The following is a 17,677-nucleotide window of genomic DNA, read 5'->3' on the forward strand; positions in this document are numbered from 1 at the left end:
GGCGGGGCGAGGACGTGGCGCGGGCGGTGCTGGCGGCGCTGGGGCTGCGCGAGGACGGGACGGGTCCGGTGACCGAGCCCGCGCAGCGGGTGGTGGCGGCGCTGTCGCGGGGCTCGGTGCTGCTGGTGCTGGACAACTGCGAGCACGTGGTGGAGTCGGTGGCGGTGCTGGTGGCGCGGCTGCTGGCGGGGTGCGCGCGGGTGCGGGTGCTGGCCACCAGCCGGGAGGCGCTGGGCGTGACCGGCGAGGTGGTGCGGCCGGTGCCGCCGCTGGGGTTGCCCGAGCACGACGGGCGGTGGTCGGACTCCCCCGCCGTGCGGTTGTTCGCCGAGCGGGCCGCGGCGGTGCGGCCGGGGTTCCGGGTGGCCGACGACGTGGCCTCGGTGGTGGCGGTGTGCCGGGCGCTGGAGGGGTTGCCGCTGGCGATCGAGCTGGCGGCGGCGCGGGTGCGGTCGCTGCCGGTGGCCGAGCTCGCGCGTCGGGTGCACGACCGGTTCGGACTGCTGTCGCGGGGCAGCCGGGGCGCGGCGGCGCGGCACCGGACGCTGCACGCGGTGGTGGAGTGGAGCTGGGAGCTGCTCGACGAGCCGGAGCGGCGGTTGGCGCGGTGGCTGACGGTGTTCCGGGGCGGGGCGACCCCGGCGGCGGTGCGGGCGGTGTGCGGTGCGCAGGCGGAGGAGCTGCTGTCCGCGTTGGCGGACAAGTCGCTGGTGGAGTTGGCGGGCGACCGGTACCGGATGCTGGAGACGATCCGGGAGTTCTGCGCGCGGGAGCTGGTGGCCTGCGGGGAGTCGCAGCGGGCCGGGCGCGCGCACGCCGAGTACTTCCTGGAGCTCATCGGCCGGTCGGGGCCGCGGTTGCGGCGCGCGGAGCAGGTGGTGCAGCTGGGGCGGCTGGCCGGGGAGCACGAGAACTTCCGGGCGGCGGCGCGGTGGGCCGCGCGGCACGACCCGGTGCTGGCGTTGCGGCTGGTGGCCGAGCTGGGCTGGTACTTCTGGCTGCGCGGGATGCGGTCGCAGGGTTCGGCGCTGGCCGAGGAGGTGCTGGCGGCGGTGGGGCCGCGCGCGCCGCTGGGGGCGGAGCAGGAGCACCTGCTGTGCCGGTTGATCGGTGTCTCCGACGGGCGGGCGCGGGTGGAGTTGGCGGGGGTGCCCGAGCGCTGGGGTGCGCCCGATTTCCCCGATCCGCCCCGGTACCCGTTCCTGACCCTGCTGTGGGGCATGGCGCATGGCGCGCCGCAGCTGGAGGGCGAGGAGCTGGAGGGCTACCGGCGGGCGCTGGTGGGGCAGGACGCGTGGAGCCGGGCGCTGGTGGAGCTGGGCGCGGGGATGCAGCACCAGTACAACGGGCTGGTGGAGCAGGCGTGGCAGGCGCACCGGCGGGCGCTGGCGGGGTTCCGGGAGCTGGGTGAGCGGTGGGGCGCGTCGCTGGCGTTGTCGCGGCTGGCGGACCTGGCGGCGGGCCGGGGTGAGCCGCGGCGGGCGGTGGAGCTGGTGGGCCGGGCGCTGGCGCTGGCCGAGGAGCTGGGGGCCACCGAGGACGTGGCCGCCCTGCTGGGGCAGCGGGCGTGCTGGCTGGAGCGCGTGGGGGCCTGCTCGTCGGCTCGCCGGGACCTGGAGCGGGCCGCGGAGCTGGCGCGTCGCGCCGGGTCGGTGGAGGCTCTGGCGGCGGCGTGGTTGGGGTTGGCGGAGCTGGCGCGCAGGCGGGGCCGGTCGCGGGAGGCGCTGCGGTGGTGCCGGGAGGCGCTGCGGGTGTGCCCGTCGGACTGGTTCGGGCCCGCGGAGGTGCGGGCGCAGGCGCGGGTGTGCCTGGGGCGGCTGGCTGCGGCGCGCGGTGAGGTGGAAGGGGCGCGGCGGGAGTGGGCGGCGGCGCTGGACTCGGCGGTCCGGTGGGGCAACCGGGTGGTGCTGGCCGGGGTCGCCGAGGCGCGGGCGGCGGCCGAGGCGGGTCCGCCGCCCTCCCCCGACTCCGACATCGACATCGACTCCGACGCCGGCGTCGAGTCGGAGTCCGGCGTCGAGGAGGGGGTCGTGGCCGGGGGTGACGCGCGGCGGGTCGCGGTGCTGCTGGGCGCGGCGGCCACCCTGCGCGGGGCGGCCGATCCGGCCGATCCGGAGGTGCGGTGGGTGCTGCGGTGGGCGCGGCGGCGGCTGGGCGGGGACTTCGAGGCGCTGTTCGCCCAGGGCGCGGGGATGTCGCGGGAGCAGGTGCTGGCGGTGCTGCGCGCGTGAGCGGTGCGCGGCCCCTACGCTGGGGATCATGCCGAGGATCGCCACCAACACCACCGTCGACCGCGCCGGGCTGGTCGAGTTCCTGCGGCCCCGCCACCGGGCGCTGCTGATCACCACCCGCGCCGACGGCCGCCCGCAGGTCTCCCCGGTTACCTGCGGGATCGACGACGAGGGCCGGGTGGTGATCTCGACCTACCCGCGGCGCGCCAAGGTCCGCAACGCGCGCCGCGACGAGCGGGTGAGCCTGTGCGTGCTCTCCGACGACTGGGACGGTCCCTGGGTGCAGCTCGACGGCCGCGCCGAGGTGCTCGACCTGCCCGAGGCGCTGGAGCCACTGGTGGACTACTACCGCTGCATCGCGGGCGAGCACCCCGACTGGGACGACTACCGCGCGGCGATGCGACGGCAGGGCAAGTCGCTGATCCGGGTGACGATCGACCGGTGGGGGCCGATCGCCACCGGCGGTTTCCCGCCCGAGCTGGCCGACTGAGGCCCGACCGGGATCAGGAACCGGCCAGGGCACCGCCCCAGGCGGGCGGGTCCTGCAGCAGCGCGCACACCGCGCCCGCCGGATCGGCCACGGCCGCGACCAGGCCGGTGGGCACCTGCCGGGCGGGCGCCACCACCGTGGCCCCCAGCCGCCCCGCCGCCGTCAACGCCCCGGCCAGGTCGGGCACGGCGAAGTAGCACAGCCACCCCGGCGGAAGCTCCCCGGTACCCCGCAGCCGCCCGGCCACCGGCCTGCTCCCGCCCTCGGCCGGGCCCCCGGCGGCGTCACCGCCCGCGACGTCGAGCAGGGTGAACCCCTCCCCCGGCGTCCGCGCCGCCCAGCCCAGCTCACCGGTCCAGTACTCGTCGGGATCGGCCGGGTCGACCAGCTCCACCCAGCAGGGCTCCCCCTGCCGGGGAGGCGGCGCCCACGGGCCGTGCAGGGCGCGCCCGGTATCGACCAGGGCACCGGCGCGCAGCTCACGGGCGGGGGAACCGGTGAACACCACCTGCCAGCCCTCCCGTCCCGGCCGCACGCGGGCGGCCAGGCGGTCACCCACCCACCCGGTGAACGTCCCGTCCGGCTCGGCGATCACCGCCCAGCCCAGCCACCGGGCGTAGAAGTCGGCGATCTGCTCGGGCTCGGCGGTGCCGCGCTCGAGGCGGCGCAGCCCCCGCGCGGCGGGCACGGGTGTGGCGGGTGTGGACACGAGGGTTTCCCATCCGGCGGTGATCAGGAAGAACGCGCCCCATCCTGCGCAGCGCACAACCCCTGCGACAATGCTCCATTCGGGTGTACGGGATGGGCCGATCGGAGTCCGTGCGCCGGAGTGGCCCTGCCGGTCAGCGCAGCCGCTCCAACCCGCGCGCGGTGGCGGCCAGCTCACGGGCCAACCGGCCCAGCTCCGGGGCGTCCGCGCCGTCGTCCGCGGCGGTGGCCACGTCCTCGGCGGCGCAGCGCAGCTGGAACAACCGGTCCTGCAGGTCGGCCAGCTCGGCGGCGGAGAGCACCACCGCGTCCTCGGGCAGACCACCGCGCTGCACCGCGGCACGCCGCTCGTAGGCGCGCTGCCTGCACGGCTGGGCGCAGTAGCGACGAGGACGACCGATCCGGCCGGAGTCGGGCAGCCTGCGCCCGCACCAGGCGCAGTGCCTGGCCTCCTCCCGCCGCCCCGACGCACCCGCCGCGACGTGCCCACCCGCCGCCGCTCCGGTCAGAAGCTCCATGGGCGGCGACGGTATCCGGCTACCCATCGGTCACCACGACGCCACGCCGCCGGGGCACACTACGGCCGTGACCCACCCCTACCTGTCCGGCCCGCACCCCAGGGCCTTCGCCCACCGCGGCTGGCACCTCGACGACCTGGCCGAGATGGAGAACTCGCTGTCGGCGTTCCGCCGCGCGGTCGCCGAGGGCTTCCGCTACCTGGAGACCGACGTGCACGCCACCTCCGACGGGGTCGTGGTGGTCCACCACGACGACGTGCTCGACCGCACCACCGACGGCACCGGCCCGGTGGCCGCGCAACCCTGGTCGGCGGTGCGGCGGGCCCGCGTGGGCGGGCGCGAGCCGGTGGCGCGGCTGGAGGACCTGCTGGAGGAGCTGCCCGACGCGCTGGTCAACATCGACGTCAAGGCCGACTCGGCGGTGGTGCCGGTGCTGGAGGTGCTGCGCCGCACCCGCGCGCTGACACGGGTGTGCCTGGCCTCGTTCTCCGAGCGGCGCCTGGCGCGGCTGCGCGCGCTGGCAGGCCCCGACCTGCTGACCTCGATGGGACCGCGCTCGGTGGGCGCGCTGTGGGCCGCGGGCAGGCTGCCCCGACTGCCCGTGCGGCTGCCGGTGCGCGGCGCGCTGGCCCAGGTGCCGGTGCGGCAGGGCGCGCTGACCGTGGTCGACCGGCGGTTCGTGCGCGCCGCGCACCGGCGCGGCCTGGAGGTGCACGTCTGGACCGTCGACGCCGAGGACCGGATGCGCGCCCTGCTGGAACTGGGCGTCGACGGACTGGTCACCGACCGCCCCGACACGCTGCGCCACGTGCTGCGCACCCGCGACGCCTGGTCGCCCGGCAGGTGAACGCAGAGCAACAGCTTGGCAGTGATGCCACCCGGACGGAGGACGGATCGATACCGCCCGGATACAGTCCGCCCCCATGAGCGTGGCCGACAGCACAGCCCCCACCGCCGAACGACGCCGCGAACAGCGGGGCTGGACCTGGTACGACTGGGCGAACTCGGTGTTCCCCACCTCCGTGATCACGGTGTTCCTCTCCGGTTACCTCACCGCCGTGGCCAAGGAGTCCGCCCGCCAGGACACCGCCCGCAACGGCCCCGCCGCCTGCGCCGAGAGCGCCCTGCGCGACTGCGACATCTCCGCCTTCGGCCTGCACTTCCCCGCCGGATCGCTGTGGGGCTACCTGCTGTCCATCGCCACCGTGGTGCAGGTGCTGGTGCTGCCGGTCATGGGCGCCATCGCCGACCGCACCCAGAACAAGCGGCGCATGCTGGGCGGGCTGGCCTTCACCGGCTCCGCCGCCACCGCCGCGCTGGCCCTGGTCGGCGGCGCGGACTGGGGCCTGGGCGTGGCGCTGTTCATCCTGGGCAACATCTGCTACGGCGCCTCGGTGGTGGTCTACTACGCCTTCCTGCCCGAGATCGCGGGCCCCGACGAGCGCGACGCGGTCTCCTCGCGCGGCTGGGCCTTCGGCTACCTGGGCGGCGGGCTGGCGCTGGCGGTGCAGCTGGCGCTGTTCATCGGCCACGACGCGATCGGGCTGTCCGAGTCCGCCGCGGTGCGCGTCGGGTTCGTCTTCTCCGGCCTGTGGTGGGCCGGGTTCACCCTGATCCCGCTGGCCCGCCTCAAGCGCCACCAGGCCCCGCACGGCACCGAGACCGGCGCCTCGGTGCTCACCGCCGGGTTCGCCGAGCTGCGCTCCACCGCCCGCCAGGCCCGGATGTTCCCGCTGACCCTGGCCTTCCTGGGCACCTACCTGATCTACACCGACGGCATCGCCACGGTCGCCAACGTCTCCGCCCAGTACGGCCGCGACGAGCTCAGGCTCGACGAGACCGTGCTCATCACCACCATCCTCATCGTGCAGTTCGTGGCGTTCCTGGGCGGGGTGCTGCACGGCCTGGCCGCCCGCCGCTGGGGCGCCAAGCGCACCATCATGGTCAGCCTGCTGGTGTGGATCGCCGTGGTCGGCGCGGCCTTCTTCGTCCAGGCCGGGCAGCAGGGCCAGTTCTACGCGCTGGCCGCGGGCATCGGCCTGGTGCTGGGCGGGACCAACGCGCTGTCGCGGTCGCTGTTCAGCCAGATGATCCCGCCCGGCCGGGAAGCCCAGTACTTCTCCCTCTACGAGGTCGGCGAGCGCTCCACCTCCTGGCTGGGACCGCTGGTGTTCGCGGGCGTGGGCCAGGCCACCGGCTCGTTCCGGCTGGCCATCATCTCCCTGGTGGTGTTCTTCGTCGTCGGGTTGACGCTGATGGCGTTCGTGCCGGTGCGGCGCGCCATCAGCGCCGCGGGCAACCCGGTGCCCGCCAAGGTCTGAACACCGCCACCACCGCGGCGGTGACCAGCCACGCGGAGAAGTAGACCAGCGTGGGCGTCACCGCCGCCCACACCACCGACACCACCACGCCGAGCGCGGCGGCCCACCACCACCGGGCCGCCGCCACTGGCGGGGCCTCCCGGTGGAAACCCAGCAGCACCGCCGCCGCAGTCACCACCAGCGCGGTGTTGGTCACCAGCGACCACCAACCCGCCGCGCCCGGTCCGCTCACCACCACCAGCGCCGCGGCGACCACCGCCACCACCCCGACCGCGGCCCGCGCCACCCCCCGCCGCCCGGCCAACAGCGCCGCGAAGGCCACCACCAGCAGCAGGTCGAACACCGAGGGCCGCACCGGGCCGAAGCGCACCGCGAACGCCACCGACTCCGCGGCCAGCAGCACGTGCCCCAGCAGACCCGCCAGCGCCACCCCGCGCACCACCCGCCCGGCGGGCCTGCCCGAGGCCAGGCGCACCCGCACCGCCAGCGCCGCGGTCGCCGCCGCCTCCCCCCACCCCGGCCAGCCGTGCTCGTGGTCCAACTCGTCCACCCGGTCGGCGAGGAAGACCTCGACCATCTCCTCCTCGCGGCCGTCGCGGTACCAGGCGGGCAGCACCCGCAGCAGTGCCCGGTACCGGCGCTCCAGGTTCGACCCGCCTGTGCTCGACCCGCCGGGGTCCACCCCGTCCGCCGCGGTCCCGTCCGGCATCGGCGCGCTCACCGCGCCTCCCTGGCCCGCAGCACCGCCGAGGCCGCCCGCACGTGGGCCGACAACCGCGCCACCTCCGCCGACAGCGCCCGCACCCCGGCGTCGGTGAGCCGGTAGTAGCGGCGCAGCCGCCCCTGGTGCACCTCCTCGCGGTCCCGCTCGGCCAACCCGTCGGCGACCAACCGGTCCAGCACCCCGTACAGGGTGCCCACCCGCAACCGCGTGCGCCCCTGCGACAGCGACTCCACCGCCTGCACGATCGCGTACCCGTGCAGGGGCTGCTCCGCCAGCGCGGTCAGCACCAGGAACGCCTGCTCCGACAACCCCCTACCACTCATGTCCCATGTTATATCGGAAAGCATGATATTCGGTCCAGCCTGGGGTTCTTCTTCGAGGCGGGTTGTCCGGCCTGCTCTGCGTGCTTTGATGCCACCGTTGAGGTGAATATTTGATCCACACTGAGAGCATCGACAACACCGAGGTGTGGCGGTGATCGGCCACGGCGCTAAGGTGGCCCGCCGTGGAACCCTCGAACCCCGCCCTCGACCCGACCGACGCGCTGTCCTCGGTGCCCACCGCCGGGGCACGCCGCGCCGCGGCGGTGGGCAGCCTGAGGTTCTTCTTCGGGCCCATGGACTGCGGCAAGTCAACACTGGCCCTGCAGATCGACCACAACCAGGCCCGCCAGGGCCGCAGCGGCCTGCTGCTGGTGCGCCACGACCGCTCGGGCACCCCCACCATCTCCAGCCGCATGGGCCTGGCCCGCCGCGCCCTGGAGGTGCAGGAGGGGATGGACCTGTGCGCGCTGGTGCGCGAGCACTGGGCGCGCGGCGCGCGGGTGGACTACCTGATCGTCGACGAGGCCCAGTTCCTGTCCGCCGAGCAGGTCGACCAGCTGGCCGAGCTGGCCGACGAGGCCCGGCTCGACGTCTACTGCTTCGGCCTGGCCACCGACTTCCGCAGCACCCTGTTCCCCGGTTCGCAGCGGCTGTTCGAACTGGCCGACGAGCTCAACGCCATCCAGGTCGAGGTGCTGTGCTGGTGCGGCCTGTCCGGCCGCTTCAACGCCCGCGTGCACGACGGCGAGGTGGTCCGCGCGGGCAGCACCGTGCTGGTCGCCGACACCGCGCCGGTGGCCGACGAGGTCCGCTACCAGGTGCTGTGCCGCAAGCACTACCGCACCGGCGACCTGGGACCCGCGGCCGTGCGCGGGGAGCAGCTCAGCCTGACCTGATCGCCGGCAACCCCGCACACTGGAGCGATGACGGACGGGCGGACCGGTCGGCGCACGGGCAGGCGGGGTGCGGGCAGGCGCAGCGCGGGCATCCTGCTCTACCGGCGCGCCGCGCACGGACTGGAAGTGCTCATCGGGCACATGGGCGGCCCCTTCTGGGCCCAGCGCGAGGAGGGCGCCTGGTCGGTCCCCAAGGGCGAGCCCGTCGACGGCGAGCAGCCGCTGGACACCGCCCGTCGGGAGTTCGCCGAGGAGCTGGGCCTGCCGGTGCCCGAGGGACGGCCGCGGCCGCTGGGCCAGGTGCGCCAGGCCGGTGGCAAGGTGGTCGAGGTCTGGGCGCTGGAGGGCGACCTGGACCCGGCGCGGGTCGTGCCCGGCACCTTCCGCGTGGAGTGGCCCAGGGGCTCGGGCCACTGGCGCAGCTACCCCGAGCTCGACCGGGTCGCCTGGGTCTCGCCCGACCAGGCGCGCAGCAGGCTGGTCACCGCCCAGCGCGAGTTCCTCGACCGGCTCGAAGCGCTGTTGCGCGGGCCATCCGACGCCGAAGCCGAATCGTGACCGAAAGCCGGGTTTAACCGCCTGCCGGATGGGTGAACCCATTCAGGATGCCGTCATCGGCAACCACCGAACAACCACGCACAGTAGGTCCGTCGTCTCCCATGAGCAATGTAACTTTCCGTAATCCAAGTCGTTACGGACATCACTACTGCCGCGTAAAGCCCGCAGTGTCGTCGCCCACCGTGGTCGGTCTAAGCTGTCGCAACCGCACACTACGGGCCACTGCTACTCCATCCGAGTGATGATGTAGTCCAGCAGCCTGATAACGCGTCACGATCCCGCCGCGATTGCATCCCTTAGGAGGAAGCCTTCGTTGACGGGTGAAAGACGTCACTGTGGGCGACCATGACCGTCGAACCGGGAACGAACGGAGCAATCCGGACGTTGCACTCGGTAAGCACCACCGCCTGGGCCCCGGCCCTGAGCCGAGCGAAAGGACACCGCCATGGCCGACCGCGTTCTACGGGGTAGCCGGCTCGGAGCAGTCAGCTACGAGACCGACCGCAATCACGACCTCGCCCCGCGCCGGTCGGTGCGGTACGCCTGCCCGAAGGGCCACGACTTCGAGGTCCCCTTCTCCGACGACGCCGAGATCCCCCCGACCTGGGAGTGCCGCCTGCACGGCCAGGAGTCCAAGATCATCGACGGGTCCGAGCCGGAGGCCAAGAAGGTCAAGCCGCCGCGCACCCACTGGGACATGCTGCTGGAGCGGCGCTCCATCCCCGAACTGGAGGAGCTGCTCGACGAGCGGCTGGAAGAGCTCAGGGGCAGGCGCACCCGCACCGCCTGAGCACCACCCAACGCACTTGAGGGGGCCCGCCGCGCGGCGGGCCCCCTCAACCGTGCCTGGGGCCGCGCCCTAGCGCGCCGCCCCGGTCTTCGTCTTCGGCGCGAACAGCTCCCGCAGCTGGGTGTAGCGCCGCCGCAGACCCCACTTGGTCACCCGGATCAACGCCTCCCGCACGATGTCGCCACTCATCTTCGACACACCGATCTCACGCTCGGTGAACGTGATCGGCACCTCCACCACGCGGTAGTCCAGCTCGATGGTCCGCCACGCCAGGTCGATCTGGAAGCAGTAGCCCGCCGAGGCCACGTTGTGCAGCTTGAGGCTGCCCAGCACCCCGGCCCGGTAGGCGCGGAACCCCGCCGTGATGTCCTTGACCTTCGCCCCCAGCGCCAGCCGCGAGTACAGGTTCGCCCCCCGCGACAGGAACTCCCGCTTCTTCGGCCAGTTCACCACCGTGCCGCCGGGCACGTACCGCGAGCCGATCACCAGGTCGGCGTCGTGCAGCGCGTCCAGCATCCGCGGCAGGTCCTCCGGCGCGTGCGAGCCGTCGGCGTCCATCTCCACCAGCACGCCGTAGCCGCGCTCCAGCCCCCAGCCGAAGCCCGCGATGTAGGCCGCACCCAACCCCGCCTTCTCGGTGCGGTGCAGCACGTGCACGCGCTCGTCCGCGGCGGCCATCTCGTCGGCCAGCTGCCCCGTGCCGTCCGGGCTGCCGTCGTCGACCACGAGGGCGTGCACCTCCGGCAGGGCCGAGTGCAGCCGCTTCACGATCTTGCCGATGTTGTCCCGCTCGTTGTAGGTCGGGATCACCACCAGCACCGGCCCGAGCTCGCGGTCAGGCTGCGCCTGCTGGTCCGCCATCCGTTTCCTCCTCGCCGGCACCCACCGAGGGCACCGGGCGCGATCGTCGTCGTGTCACTGCCCGGCTCGGGGCCGGGGCCGCAAGGCCCGGCGCGCCCCTCGTCCGCGCACCGCGGACCGAGCCGGGTGGTCAGCGTAGCCCCCCGCGCGCGGGCACCCGCGCCACCAGCGCCCCTCCCCCCGATCACGATGCGTGGACACCACCCCCGCCGGGAACCCCGAGGCCGCGAAATCAGGGTTTCCACCGATGCGCGGCACCCCGGTGACAAGGAGTGTGGAACACATGACCACCACATTGAGCAGGCCCATGGACCGCAGGGTCATCGCGGGCGTGTGCGCGGGCCTGGCCGCCCGTTACGGCTGGAAGCCCGGCACCGTCCGGCTGCTGTTCGTGCTGTCCTGCCTGCTGCCCGGCCCCCAGTTCGTCGTCTACCTGGCGCTGTGGATCATGATGCCCGCCCGCGCGTACTGACCGGGGCCGCTCCCCCGCGTCCTCCGGCCCGCGACCGGGCGGGAGGACGCGCTAGTCGGCCAGCGCGGCCCGGACGATCTCCAGCGCCTCCTGCGCGGTCAGACCCTGTTCCCGCGCGGTGGCCGCGTACGCGCGCGCCGCGCGCAGCACCCGCTCCCTGCCCTGCTCCCCCGCCGCGCTGACCACCGTCCCGGCCCGTCCGCGCGTCTCGATCAGCCCCGCCTCCTCCAGCTCGCGGTAGGCCCGCGCCACGGTGTTGACCGCGATGCCCAGCTGCGCGGCCAGCGCCCGCACGGTGGGCAGCCGGGTGCCCACCGCCAGCTCCCGGTCGGTGATCTTGCGGGCGAACTGCGAGCGCACCTGCTCGTACGGGGGGACGGCGGAACCGGGGTCGAGGGTGATCACCCCACCGATCCTGGCAGAGGGCGCAACCCCTGCTCGTCCGGTTGTGACCGGTACCGGGTCCGATTGTTTATTTTATTCCACACTGAAGTCATAGAATCAATTGATCAGACGACGGTGGTCGGACTGCGCGCCACCACGCCCGCTGTGCCACCATTCCGCAGTGGACCGCCGATCGCTCCTGCTACTGACCTCGGTGGTCGCCGCCGCGGCGGCGGTGACCGTCGCCGCGCTGCTGCCCGCCGAGCGCGTGCCCGGCTCCCCCACCCCGTACTGCACGACCCTGCTGGTCTTCACCGACACCGACGAGGCGATGCGCGAGGCCGAGCGCGCCCTGCGCGCCGACCCCAGGGTCCGCGAGCTGACCGCGCGGACCAAGCAGGAGAACTTCGCGGCCTTCCAGGAGAGCCTGGGCGCGGAGGTCGTCGCAGGCGCCCGCCCGGACAAGGTCCCCGCCTCGCTGCGGGTGGTCGAGTCCTTCGGCGTGGACCCCAGGGCCCTGCGCGACGACCTGGAGCGCTACGGCCGCGCCACCTACGAGGACTACTGCCGCGTCATGGCCAACCTGCCGCGCTGAACACGCGCTCGAGCGCTGACCCGCCCGCCGCCGCTTCGGCCGCTCAGTCCGCGGCCTTGGGGGCCACCACGGTCCCCCTGGCCCGCGTCACCACCAGCGGCGGGTCCAGCACGTCGGCCGCCGAGGGCCCGCGCAGCGGGGCCGAGCGGCACACCACGCGCGCCTCGAACTCGATCTCCCGCGACCGGTTGCCGATGCGCACCAGCGTCGCGGTCGCCTCGATCACATCACCCGCCTGGATCGGCGCGACGAACTCCACCGAGCTGTACCCGGCGAACAGGCCCTCGTCGGCGTCGGTGTGGATGAGCAGCTCGGTGGCCACGTCCCCGAACAGCCCCAGCCCGTAGGCGCCGTCGACGAGGTCGCCCCCGTAGTGGGCGTGCGAGCGCGGCACGTAGCGGCGGTGGGTGACGGAGAATCCCTCGTACAGGCTCACGCGGCGACTTCCTTCCTGGACCGGACGGCGTGCACCAGGTAGCTGGCGACCTCGCCGGGGGTGGTCCCCCGGCCGAACACGCGGTCCACCCCCAACTCCCCCGCCGCCAGCGGGTCGAAACGCGGTCCGCCCGCGATCAGCAGCGGGCGGCGGGCGCCCATGGCCTCGCGGAAGGCCGCGGCCATCTCGCGGGTGTTGAGCAGGTGCGCGTCGCGCTGGGTCACCACCTGGGAGACCAGCACCGCGTCGGCCTTCTCCGCGCGGGCGCGGCGCACCAGCTCGGGCACCGGGACCTGGGCGCCGAGGTTGACCACCTTCAGCTCGCGGTAGTACTCCAGCCCCTTCTCCCCCGCGAAGCCCTTGATGTTGAGGATCGCGTCGATGCCCACGGTGTGGGCGTCGGTGCCGATGCAGGCGCCCACCACGACCAGCTTGCGCCGCAGCAGCTTGCGGACCGCCGCGTTGACCTCCGCAGGCGACAGCAGCGGGTACTCCCGCTCGACCACGCGCACCTGCTCCAGGTCGACCACGTGCCGGACCGGGCCGTAGACGACGAAGAAGGTGAACTCCTCGCCGATGGCGTGGGAGTGCACCACCATCGCCGGGTCGATGCCCATCCGGTTGGCCAGCTGCCGCGCGGCGCCGTCGGCCTTGGGACCGAAGGGCACCGGCAGGGTGAACGAGGTCTGCACCATGCCGTCGCCGGTGGTGTCGCCGTAGGGGCGCACGTGCCGCTTCACGCCGGGACCTCCAGCAGCTCCGAGGCCGGGTTGCAGTACCCGGCCGCCTTCTCCACCACGCCCTCGGCGCCCTTGCCGCCGTCGGCGGGGCGCTTCATCAGGCCGAACGTGCCGTCGGCGATGGCGTTGAGCAGGCCGTCGTCGACGATGCGGCCCAGCAGGTCCACCGCCTCGCCCAGCACCTGGTGGGCGCGCTTGACGATGAAGCCGTCCGGGGCGGGCCGGAAGTCCTCGCGCAGCCCGCCCGCGGCGCCCAGCACGTAGCGCACGTTGGCCAGCGCCAGGTCGCGGTCGGACAGGAACGGGGTGACCACGGCCTCGGTCATCATGCCCACCAGCAGGATGCTCTGGCCGGTGAGCACCCCGGCGAGGTTGAAGAACCCGTCGAGCAGGTAGCCGTCGAAGACGTTGCCGGTCATGTGCTTGGTGGGCGGCATCCACTTCAGCGGCGCGTCCGGGAACAGCTCGCGGGCCAGCAGCGCGTGCGCCAGCTCCAGTCGGAACGACTCGGGCACCTTCGGGTCGATCTCGAAGGCGTGGCCCAGGCCCAGCAGGTGGTCGGGCAGCCCCGCCTCGTGCGCGAAGTGCTCGTTGAGCAGCTGGGACACCGTCACGGTGTGGGCGGCCTGCACCGCGTCGGCGGTGGTGAGGTAGTTGTCCTCGCCGGTGTTGATGATGATGCCCGCGCGGGCGTGGACCTGGCGGGAGAAGCGCTGGTCGACGAAGGTGCGGATGGGGTTGATGTCGCGGAACAGGATGCCGTACATGGAGTCGTTGAGCATCATGTCCAGCCGCTGCAGCCCGGCCAGCACCGCGATCTCGGGCATGCACAGCCCCGAGGCGTAGTTGGTCAGCCGCACGTAGCGGCCGACCTCCTTGGACACCTCGTCCAGCGCGGCCCGCATGATGCGGAAGTTCTCCTGCGTGGCGTAGGTGCCCGCGAACCCGTGGTGGGTGGCGCCCTCGGGCACGTAGTCCAGCAGGGACTGGCCGGTGGAGCGGATCACGGCGATGACGTCGGCCCCGGCGCGGGCGGCGTTGCGCGCCTGCACCACGTCCTCGTCGATGTCGCCGGTGGCCACGATGAGGTAGATCCAGGGGCGCTGCGGCGGGTCGCCCCACCTGGCCACCAGCTTCTCGCGCTGGGCGCGGTTGCGGTCCACGGTGCGCAGCCCCCTGGCGACCGCGGCGCGGGCGGCCTTCTCCGCGCGGGCGCGGTCGCGGCCCTCGGGCACGGTGAAGCGGACCTGGCCCGCGGCGCACGCCTCGGCCAGCTCGGTGAGCGTGCCCAGGTCGTGCTGCCGCAGGGCGTGGAAGACCGGCAGCGCGGCGCCGTGCTCCAGGCCGCAGTGCTCGCGCACGGTGTCCACCACCCGGTTGACCCACGGCACGTCGCCTGCGCGGTGGGTGGAGTCCGCGCCGGTGATGCCCGCCAGGCGCAGGGTGGCGCGCTCGACCGAGACCGTGGTGTGCGCCTTGGCGATGGCCACCACCGGCTCGGCCGCCCGCGCGGCCAGCCGTCGCGCGGTGGCGACCACCTCCGGGTCCAGGTCGAGCAGCATGCTCACTCCCTCTCGTAGATCGTCCGGCCGCGCAGCACGGTGCGCAGGCAGGTCGGGGCGGGTCCGTCGAGGGCGGGCAGCGCCGGGACGCGCGAGCGCGGGTCGGTGGACCAGCGCTGCACCCGGCTGTCGGGCGCGGCGACCTCCAGCTGCCCCGCGTCCCAGACCGCGTAGGTGGCGGGGGCGCCGGGCTGCAGCGTGCCGGTGACGCCGTCGTCCACGCCCGCCGCGCGCCAGCCGCCGCGGGTGTGGGCGTTGAACGCCGCGCGCGGGGAGATGCCCAGGCCGTCGGTGCGGTGGTGCACGGCGGCGCGGACCGCCGCCCACGGGTCGACCGCGGTGACCGGGGCGTCCGAGCCGAAGGCCAGGACCACGCCCGCGGCGGCCAGGTGGGCGAAGGGGTTGAGGGCGGTGCCCCGCGCCACGCCCAGGCGCTGGGCGTACATGCCCTCCGGGCCGCCCCACTCGGCGTCGAACAGCGGCTGCACCGAGGCCACCACGCCCCAGGAGCCCAGTTTCGCGGCCTGCTCGGGGGTGACCATCTCCAGGTGTTCCAGGCGGTGCCTGCGGGCGGCCAGGGCGGGCACGCCGACCGCGGCGGCCGCCCGCTCGAAGCCCTCGACCACGGCGGCCACCGCGGCGTCGCCGATGACGTGGAACCCGGCCTGCAGCCCGGCCTCGGTGCACGCCACCAGGTGCGCGGCCACGGCCTCGGCGTCGAGGTAGAGCGCGCCGCTGGTGTCGGGGCGGTCGTGGTAGGGGTGGCTGAGCGCGGCGGTGCGCGAGCCCAGCGCGCCGTCGACGAACAGGTCGCCCGCCAGGCCGCGCACGGGCAGGTCCACGTGCTCCAGCGAGCCCCAGTAGGGCACCACCTCGGGGCCGTCGGCGAGCGCGAGCAGGTCGGCCAGGTCGTCGCGGCCGGAGATGTCGGGCCCCGCGCACTCGTGCACCGCGGCGATGCCCTTGGAGGCGGCGTGGCGCAGGAAGGCGCGCTGGGCGGCGCGGCGCTGCTCGACGGGCAGGGCGTCCTTGGCCGCGCCGCGCACGTGGTGGTGGGCGGCGCGGGTCAGCGGCCCGGTGTCGGACCAGCCGTCGGCCTCGCGCGCGCCGGGTGCCAGCTCGACCAGGGAGGTGGAGACCAGGGCCGAGTGCACGTCGACGCGGGAGAGGTACACGCGCGCGCCGCCCGCGGCCCGGTCCAGCTCGGCGCGCGTGGGCGGGCGCTGGTCGGGCCAGCGGGTCTCGTCCCAGCCGTGGCCCCAGACCAGCGACCCCGGCGCGGCGCGCACCGCGTCGAGCAGTTCGGCGCGCGAGGCGCAGCCGGTGAGGTCCAGGCCGGTCAGCAGCAGCCCGGCCGAGGTGGCGTGCACGTGCGCGTCGACGAACGCGGGCGCGACGAACGCGCCGTCCAGCTCGACCACCTCGGCGTCGGGGTGCAGGGCGCGGCCCACGGAGTCCTGGCCCAGCCACACCACGGTGCCGTCGGTGACGGCCATCGCGGTGGCGTCGGGCGCGGTGGGCGAGTGCACGCGCCCGCCTACGAGAAGGGTGGTAGTCACGCCTGGTGAGTCTGCCTGTGCTCGAACAGCGCCCGCACCGCGGGCTCGGCGCGCAGCAGGTCCAGCGCGAACCGGGCGTGACCGGGGACGTAGCCGTTGCCGATGAGCATCCGCACGTCCGCCGCCAGCCCCTCCGCGCCCAGCGCGGCGGCGCTGAAGGAGGTGGCCATGGAGAAGAACACGACCGTGCCGCCGTCGGCGGTGGCCAGGATCGCGCCGTGCTCGCAGCCGGGCACGTCCACGCACACCACGGTGACCTCGACCCGCTCCCCCACCGCCCGCGCCACCGCGACGGGGTCGCGGGCGTCGGCGACGACGACCTCGTCGGCCAGCCCGGCCGCGCGCACCGCGGCGGCCTCGTCATCGGTGGGCACCAGCGCCACCAGCCTGCGCGCCCCGGCCCGCCGCGCCGCGGCCAGCGACAGCGACCCGGACTTGCCGCCGCCGCCCAGCACCAGCACCGCCGGGGCCTGGGCGCACCCGCGCACCACCCGGTCGGTCAGCGCGGGCGCGCCGCACACGTCCAGCACCGACAGCGCCAGCTCCTCGGGCAGGTCGTCGGGCAGCACCGCGGCGATGGAGCGGCCGAACAGCACCGCCGTGCCGCGGCAGGGCACCTGCTCGGTGCGGCCGTCCCAGTCGGCCAGGCCGTCGGTGATGCGCAGCGGGGTCAGGGTGAGCGAGACCAGGCTGGCCACGCGGTCGCCCACGCGCAGGCCCAGCGGGGAGTCCGGGCCGACCGCCCGGACGGTGCCCAGCAGCATCCCGCCGGAGCCGGTGACCGGGTTCTGCATCTTGCCGCGCCGGGCCACGATGTCCAGCACGGCCTGGCGCACGCCGTCGCCGTGGGCCTCGCGCAGCTGGCGGAAGGACGCGGCGTCGAGGTTGAGCCGCCGCACGTCCAGCACGACCTCGTCGGCGCGCGGCGTGGGATCGGCGTCGAGCCGCCACGCCTGCTGCGGCAGCACCCCGGCGGGTTCCAGGACGCGGTGGAGTCCGTACGGCGAAACCGTCACGCTGGAAATCCTCCCGTCCGTCGAGCTACGGCCCGGATATCTTCACGCGCAAGGTCACCTCGGCGCAAGGTTCAGCATCCGCGCCCGCAAGTACCACCCGCCCCTCCCCCGAGCGCCGTTGACCACCACCCGCGCCCGGCACCGCCGCGTCACGCACGGCCGCGGCACAAGCGGCGGCAGGCACAGTGGCCGATACAGTGGCGGGGTGCGCGCGTTCGACGTCCTCGGCGACCCGGTCCGCAGGCGCATCCTGGAGCTGCTCGCCGAGGGTGAGCGGACCTCCGGCGCGGTGACGGAGGTGATCACCGCCGAGTTCGGCATCTCCCAGCCCGCGGTCTCCCAGCACCTGCGGGTGCTGCGCGACACCGGCTTCGCCACGGTCCGCGCCGAGGGCACCCGGCGGCTCTACGCGGTCGACGCCGCGCCGCTGCGGGAGGTCGACGCGTGGCTGGACCGCTTCCGCACCCGCTGAGACATCACGCGAAAAAGGGTG

The 17,677-nt window shown here is 74.5% G+C and carries 20 protein-coding genes and 1 pseudogene; 10 read left to right on the plus strand and 11 right to left on the minus strand.

All coding sequences use genetic code 11. From position 1 onward, the window contains the following. Together IEZ00_RS13915 and IEZ00_RS13920 are read left to right on the plus strand one after the other, a co-directional pair. Positions 1-2,231 (plus strand): ATP-binding protein (locus tag IEZ00_RS13915; RefSeq protein ID WP_229795614.1); only part of this gene is annotated, 2,231 nt, incomplete at its 5' end. Positions 2,232-2,259: 28 nt separating this feature from the next. Continuing rightward, on the plus strand, positions 2,260-2,721 hold the full coding sequence (locus IEZ00_RS13920) for a PPOX class F420-dependent oxidoreductase (RefSeq protein ID WP_189223634.1): 462 nt from the start codon (positions 2,260-2,262) through the stop codon (positions 2,719-2,721). Between the two features lie 13 nt (positions 2,722-2,734). Here IEZ00_RS13920 and IEZ00_RS13925 read toward each other — a convergent pair whose 3' ends face one another. Both IEZ00_RS13925 and IEZ00_RS13930 read right to left on the minus strand, forming a co-directional pair. After that, positions 2,735-3,430: a VOC family protein gene (locus IEZ00_RS13925; RefSeq protein WP_189223635.1), complete on the minus strand. Its 696-nt coding sequence runs from the start codon at positions 3,428-3,430 to the stop codon at positions 2,735-2,737. Positions 3,431-3,563: 133 nt separating this feature from the next. Continuing rightward, the gene (locus IEZ00_RS13930; RefSeq protein ID WP_189223636.1) at positions 3,564-3,947 is read right to left on the minus strand and encodes a hypothetical protein; all 384 of its coding nucleotides are present in this window, start codon (positions 3,945-3,947) and stop codon (positions 3,564-3,566) included. Between IEZ00_RS13930 and IEZ00_RS13935 the strand changes: the two genes are divergently transcribed. Together IEZ00_RS13935 and IEZ00_RS13940 are read left to right on the plus strand one after the other, a co-directional pair. Further along, entirely contained in the window at positions 3,946-4,794 is an 849-nt protein-coding gene (locus tag IEZ00_RS13935) for a glycerophosphodiester phosphodiesterase family protein (protein ID WP_189223637.1), read from the plus strand. The genes IEZ00_RS13930 and IEZ00_RS13935 overlap by 2 nt on opposite strands. Positions 4,795-4,870: 76 nt before the next feature. Then, complete coding sequence (locus tag IEZ00_RS13940) at positions 4,871-6,268, plus strand: MFS transporter (RefSeq protein ID WP_189223638.1); 1,398 nt, start codon at positions 4,871-4,873, stop codon at positions 6,266-6,268. Here the strand turns inward: IEZ00_RS13940 and IEZ00_RS13945 are convergent. After that, on the minus strand, positions 6,231-6,989 hold the full coding sequence (locus tag IEZ00_RS13945; protein ID WP_189223639.1) for a hypothetical protein: 759 nt from the start codon (positions 6,987-6,989) through the stop codon (positions 6,231-6,233). The two genes, IEZ00_RS13940 and IEZ00_RS13945, sit on opposite strands and share 38 nt — an antisense overlap. Then, positions 6,986-7,315, minus strand: coding sequence for a PadR family transcriptional regulator (locus IEZ00_RS13950; protein WP_306344673.1), 330 nt, complete (start codon positions 7,313-7,315; stop codon positions 6,986-6,988). The genes IEZ00_RS13945 and IEZ00_RS13950 overlap by 4 nt, the downstream gene beginning before the upstream one ends. 182 nt (positions 7,316-7,497) lie before the next feature. On the opposite strand from IEZ00_RS13950, the gene IEZ00_RS13955 reads away from it, so the two are divergent. The 3 genes from IEZ00_RS13955 (at position 7,498) to IEZ00_RS13965 (ending at position 9,559) form a co-directional block, all read left to right on the plus strand. Continuing rightward, positions 7,498-8,211, plus strand: a complete 714-nt coding sequence (locus IEZ00_RS13955) for a thymidine kinase (protein ID WP_189223640.1) — start codon at positions 7,498-7,500, stop codon at positions 8,209-8,211. A 27-nt stretch (positions 8,212-8,238) separates the two neighbouring features. Beyond that, positions 8,239-8,769: an NUDIX hydrolase gene (locus IEZ00_RS13960; RefSeq protein WP_189223641.1), complete on the plus strand. Its 531-nt coding sequence runs from the start codon at positions 8,239-8,241 to the stop codon at positions 8,767-8,769. A 445-nt stretch (positions 8,770-9,214) separates the two neighbouring features. Then, the gene (locus IEZ00_RS13965; RefSeq protein WP_189223642.1) at positions 9,215-9,559 is read left to right on the plus strand and encodes an RNA polymerase-binding protein RbpA; all 345 of its coding nucleotides are present in this window, start codon (positions 9,215-9,217) and stop codon (positions 9,557-9,559) included. Positions 9,560-9,628: 69 nt separating this feature from the next. Here the strand turns inward: IEZ00_RS13965 and IEZ00_RS13970 are convergent, their stop codons facing one another. After that, positions 9,629-10,420, minus strand: coding sequence for a polyprenol monophosphomannose synthase (locus tag IEZ00_RS13970; protein ID WP_189223643.1), 792 nt, complete (start codon positions 10,418-10,420; stop codon positions 9,629-9,631). A gap of 283 nt (positions 10,421-10,703) precedes the next feature. Between IEZ00_RS13970 and IEZ00_RS13975 the strand changes: the two genes are divergently transcribed. Next, positions 10,704-10,892 carry a PspC domain-containing protein gene (locus tag IEZ00_RS13975; RefSeq protein WP_189223644.1) on the plus strand — a complete coding sequence of 63 codons (189 nt, stop codon included), beginning with the start codon at positions 10,704-10,706 and terminating at the stop codon, positions 10,890-10,892. 51 nt (positions 10,893-10,943) lie between these two features. On the opposite strand, the gene IEZ00_RS13980 is transcribed toward IEZ00_RS13975, so the two are convergent. Next, entirely contained in the window at positions 10,944-11,297 is a 354-nt protein-coding gene (locus tag IEZ00_RS13980) for a GntR family transcriptional regulator (protein ID WP_189223645.1), read from the minus strand. A 160-nt stretch (positions 11,298-11,457) separates the two neighbouring features. Between IEZ00_RS13980 and IEZ00_RS13985 the strand changes: the two genes are divergently transcribed. After that, a complete protein-coding gene (locus tag IEZ00_RS13985) occupies positions 11,458-11,871 on the plus strand; it encodes a permease-like cell division protein FtsX (protein WP_189223646.1) in 414 nt (137 codons plus the stop codon). Between the two features lie 43 nt (positions 11,872-11,914). Here the strand turns inward: IEZ00_RS13985 and kal are convergent, their stop codons facing one another. From kal to kdd, 5 genes are read right to left on the minus strand one after another with little or no spacing between them, the layout of a single operon-like run. Then, the gene (gene kal, locus IEZ00_RS13990) at positions 11,915-12,307 is read right to left on the minus strand and encodes a 3-aminobutyryl-CoA ammonia lyase (protein WP_189223647.1); all 393 of its coding nucleotides are present in this window, start codon (positions 12,305-12,307) and stop codon (positions 11,915-11,917) included. Beyond that, positions 12,304-13,047, minus strand: a complete 744-nt coding sequence (kamE, locus tag IEZ00_RS13995) for a lysine 5,6-aminomutase subunit beta (protein WP_229795619.1) — start codon at positions 13,045-13,047, stop codon at positions 12,304-12,306. Before kamE ends, kal begins: the two co-directional genes overlap by 4 nt. Further along, entirely contained in the window at positions 13,044-14,609 is a 1,566-nt protein-coding gene (gene kamD / locus IEZ00_RS14000) for a lysine 5,6-aminomutase subunit alpha (RefSeq protein WP_189223648.1), read from the minus strand. The genes kamE and kamD overlap by 4 nt, the downstream gene beginning before the upstream one ends. 2 nt (positions 14,610-14,611) lie before the next feature. Next, positions 14,612-16,168 carry an amidohydrolase gene (locus IEZ00_RS14005; RefSeq protein ID WP_229795620.1) on the minus strand — a complete coding sequence of 519 codons (1,557 nt, stop codon included), beginning with the start codon at positions 16,166-16,168 and terminating at the stop codon, positions 14,612-14,614. Then, positions 16,165-17,184, minus strand: coding sequence for an L-erythro-3,5-diaminohexanoate dehydrogenase (gene kdd, locus IEZ00_RS14010; RefSeq protein ID WP_189223649.1), 1,020 nt, complete (start codon positions 17,182-17,184; stop codon positions 16,165-16,167). Before kdd ends, IEZ00_RS14005 begins: the two co-directional genes overlap by 4 nt. Positions 17,185-17,389: 205 nt before the next feature. Between kdd and IEZ00_RS14015 the strand changes: the two are divergent. Continuing rightward, a pseudogene (locus tag IEZ00_RS14015) lies at positions 17,390-17,647 on the plus strand (ArsR/SmtB family transcription factor); the annotation flags it as partial. Positions 17,648-17,677 lie beyond the last annotated feature (30 nt).

The organism is Saccharothrix coeruleofusca, assembly GCF_014648515.1.
Taxonomy (GTDB): domain Bacteria; phylum Actinomycetota; class Actinomycetes; order Mycobacteriales; family Pseudonocardiaceae; genus Actinosynnema; species Actinosynnema coeruleofuscum.

What these genes read in the sequence shown, in the direction of transcription:
- IEZ00_RS13920 (WP_189223634.1), top strand. Translation starts at nt 2,260, where the DNA reads ATGCCGAGGATCGCCACCAACACCACCGTCGACCGCGCCGGGCTGGTC.
- IEZ00_RS13935 (WP_189223637.1), top strand. Translation starts at nt 3,946, where the DNA reads ATGGGCGGCGACGGTATCCGGCTACCCATCGGTCACCACGACGCCACG.
- IEZ00_RS13930 (WP_189223636.1), bottom strand. Translation starts at nt 3,947, where the DNA reads ATGGAGCTTCTGACCGGAGCGGCGGCGGGTGGGCACGTCGCGGCGGGT.
- IEZ00_RS13940 (WP_189223638.1), top strand. Translation starts at nt 4,871, where the DNA reads ATGAGCGTGGCCGACAGCACAGCCCCCACCGCCGAACGACGCCGCGAA.
- IEZ00_RS13950 (WP_306344673.1), bottom strand. Translation starts at nt 7,315, where the DNA reads ATGAGTGGTAGGGGGTTGTCGGAGCAGGCGTTCCTGGTGCTGACCGCG.
- IEZ00_RS13960 (WP_189223641.1), top strand. Translation starts at nt 8,239, where the DNA reads ATGACGGACGGGCGGACCGGTCGGCGCACGGGCAGGCGGGGTGCGGGC.
- IEZ00_RS13965 (WP_189223642.1), top strand. Translation starts at nt 9,215, where the DNA reads ATGGCCGACCGCGTTCTACGGGGTAGCCGGCTCGGAGCAGTCAGCTAC.
- IEZ00_RS13970 (WP_189223643.1), bottom strand. Translation starts at nt 10,420, where the DNA reads ATGGCGGACCAGCAGGCGCAGCCTGACCGCGAGCTCGGGCCGGTGCTG.
- IEZ00_RS13975 (WP_189223644.1), top strand. Translation starts at nt 10,704, where the DNA reads ATGACCACCACATTGAGCAGGCCCATGGACCGCAGGGTCATCGCGGGC.
- kamD (WP_189223648.1), bottom strand. Translation starts at nt 14,609, where the DNA reads ATGCTGCTCGACCTGGACCCGGAGGTGGTCGCCACCGCGCGACGGCTG.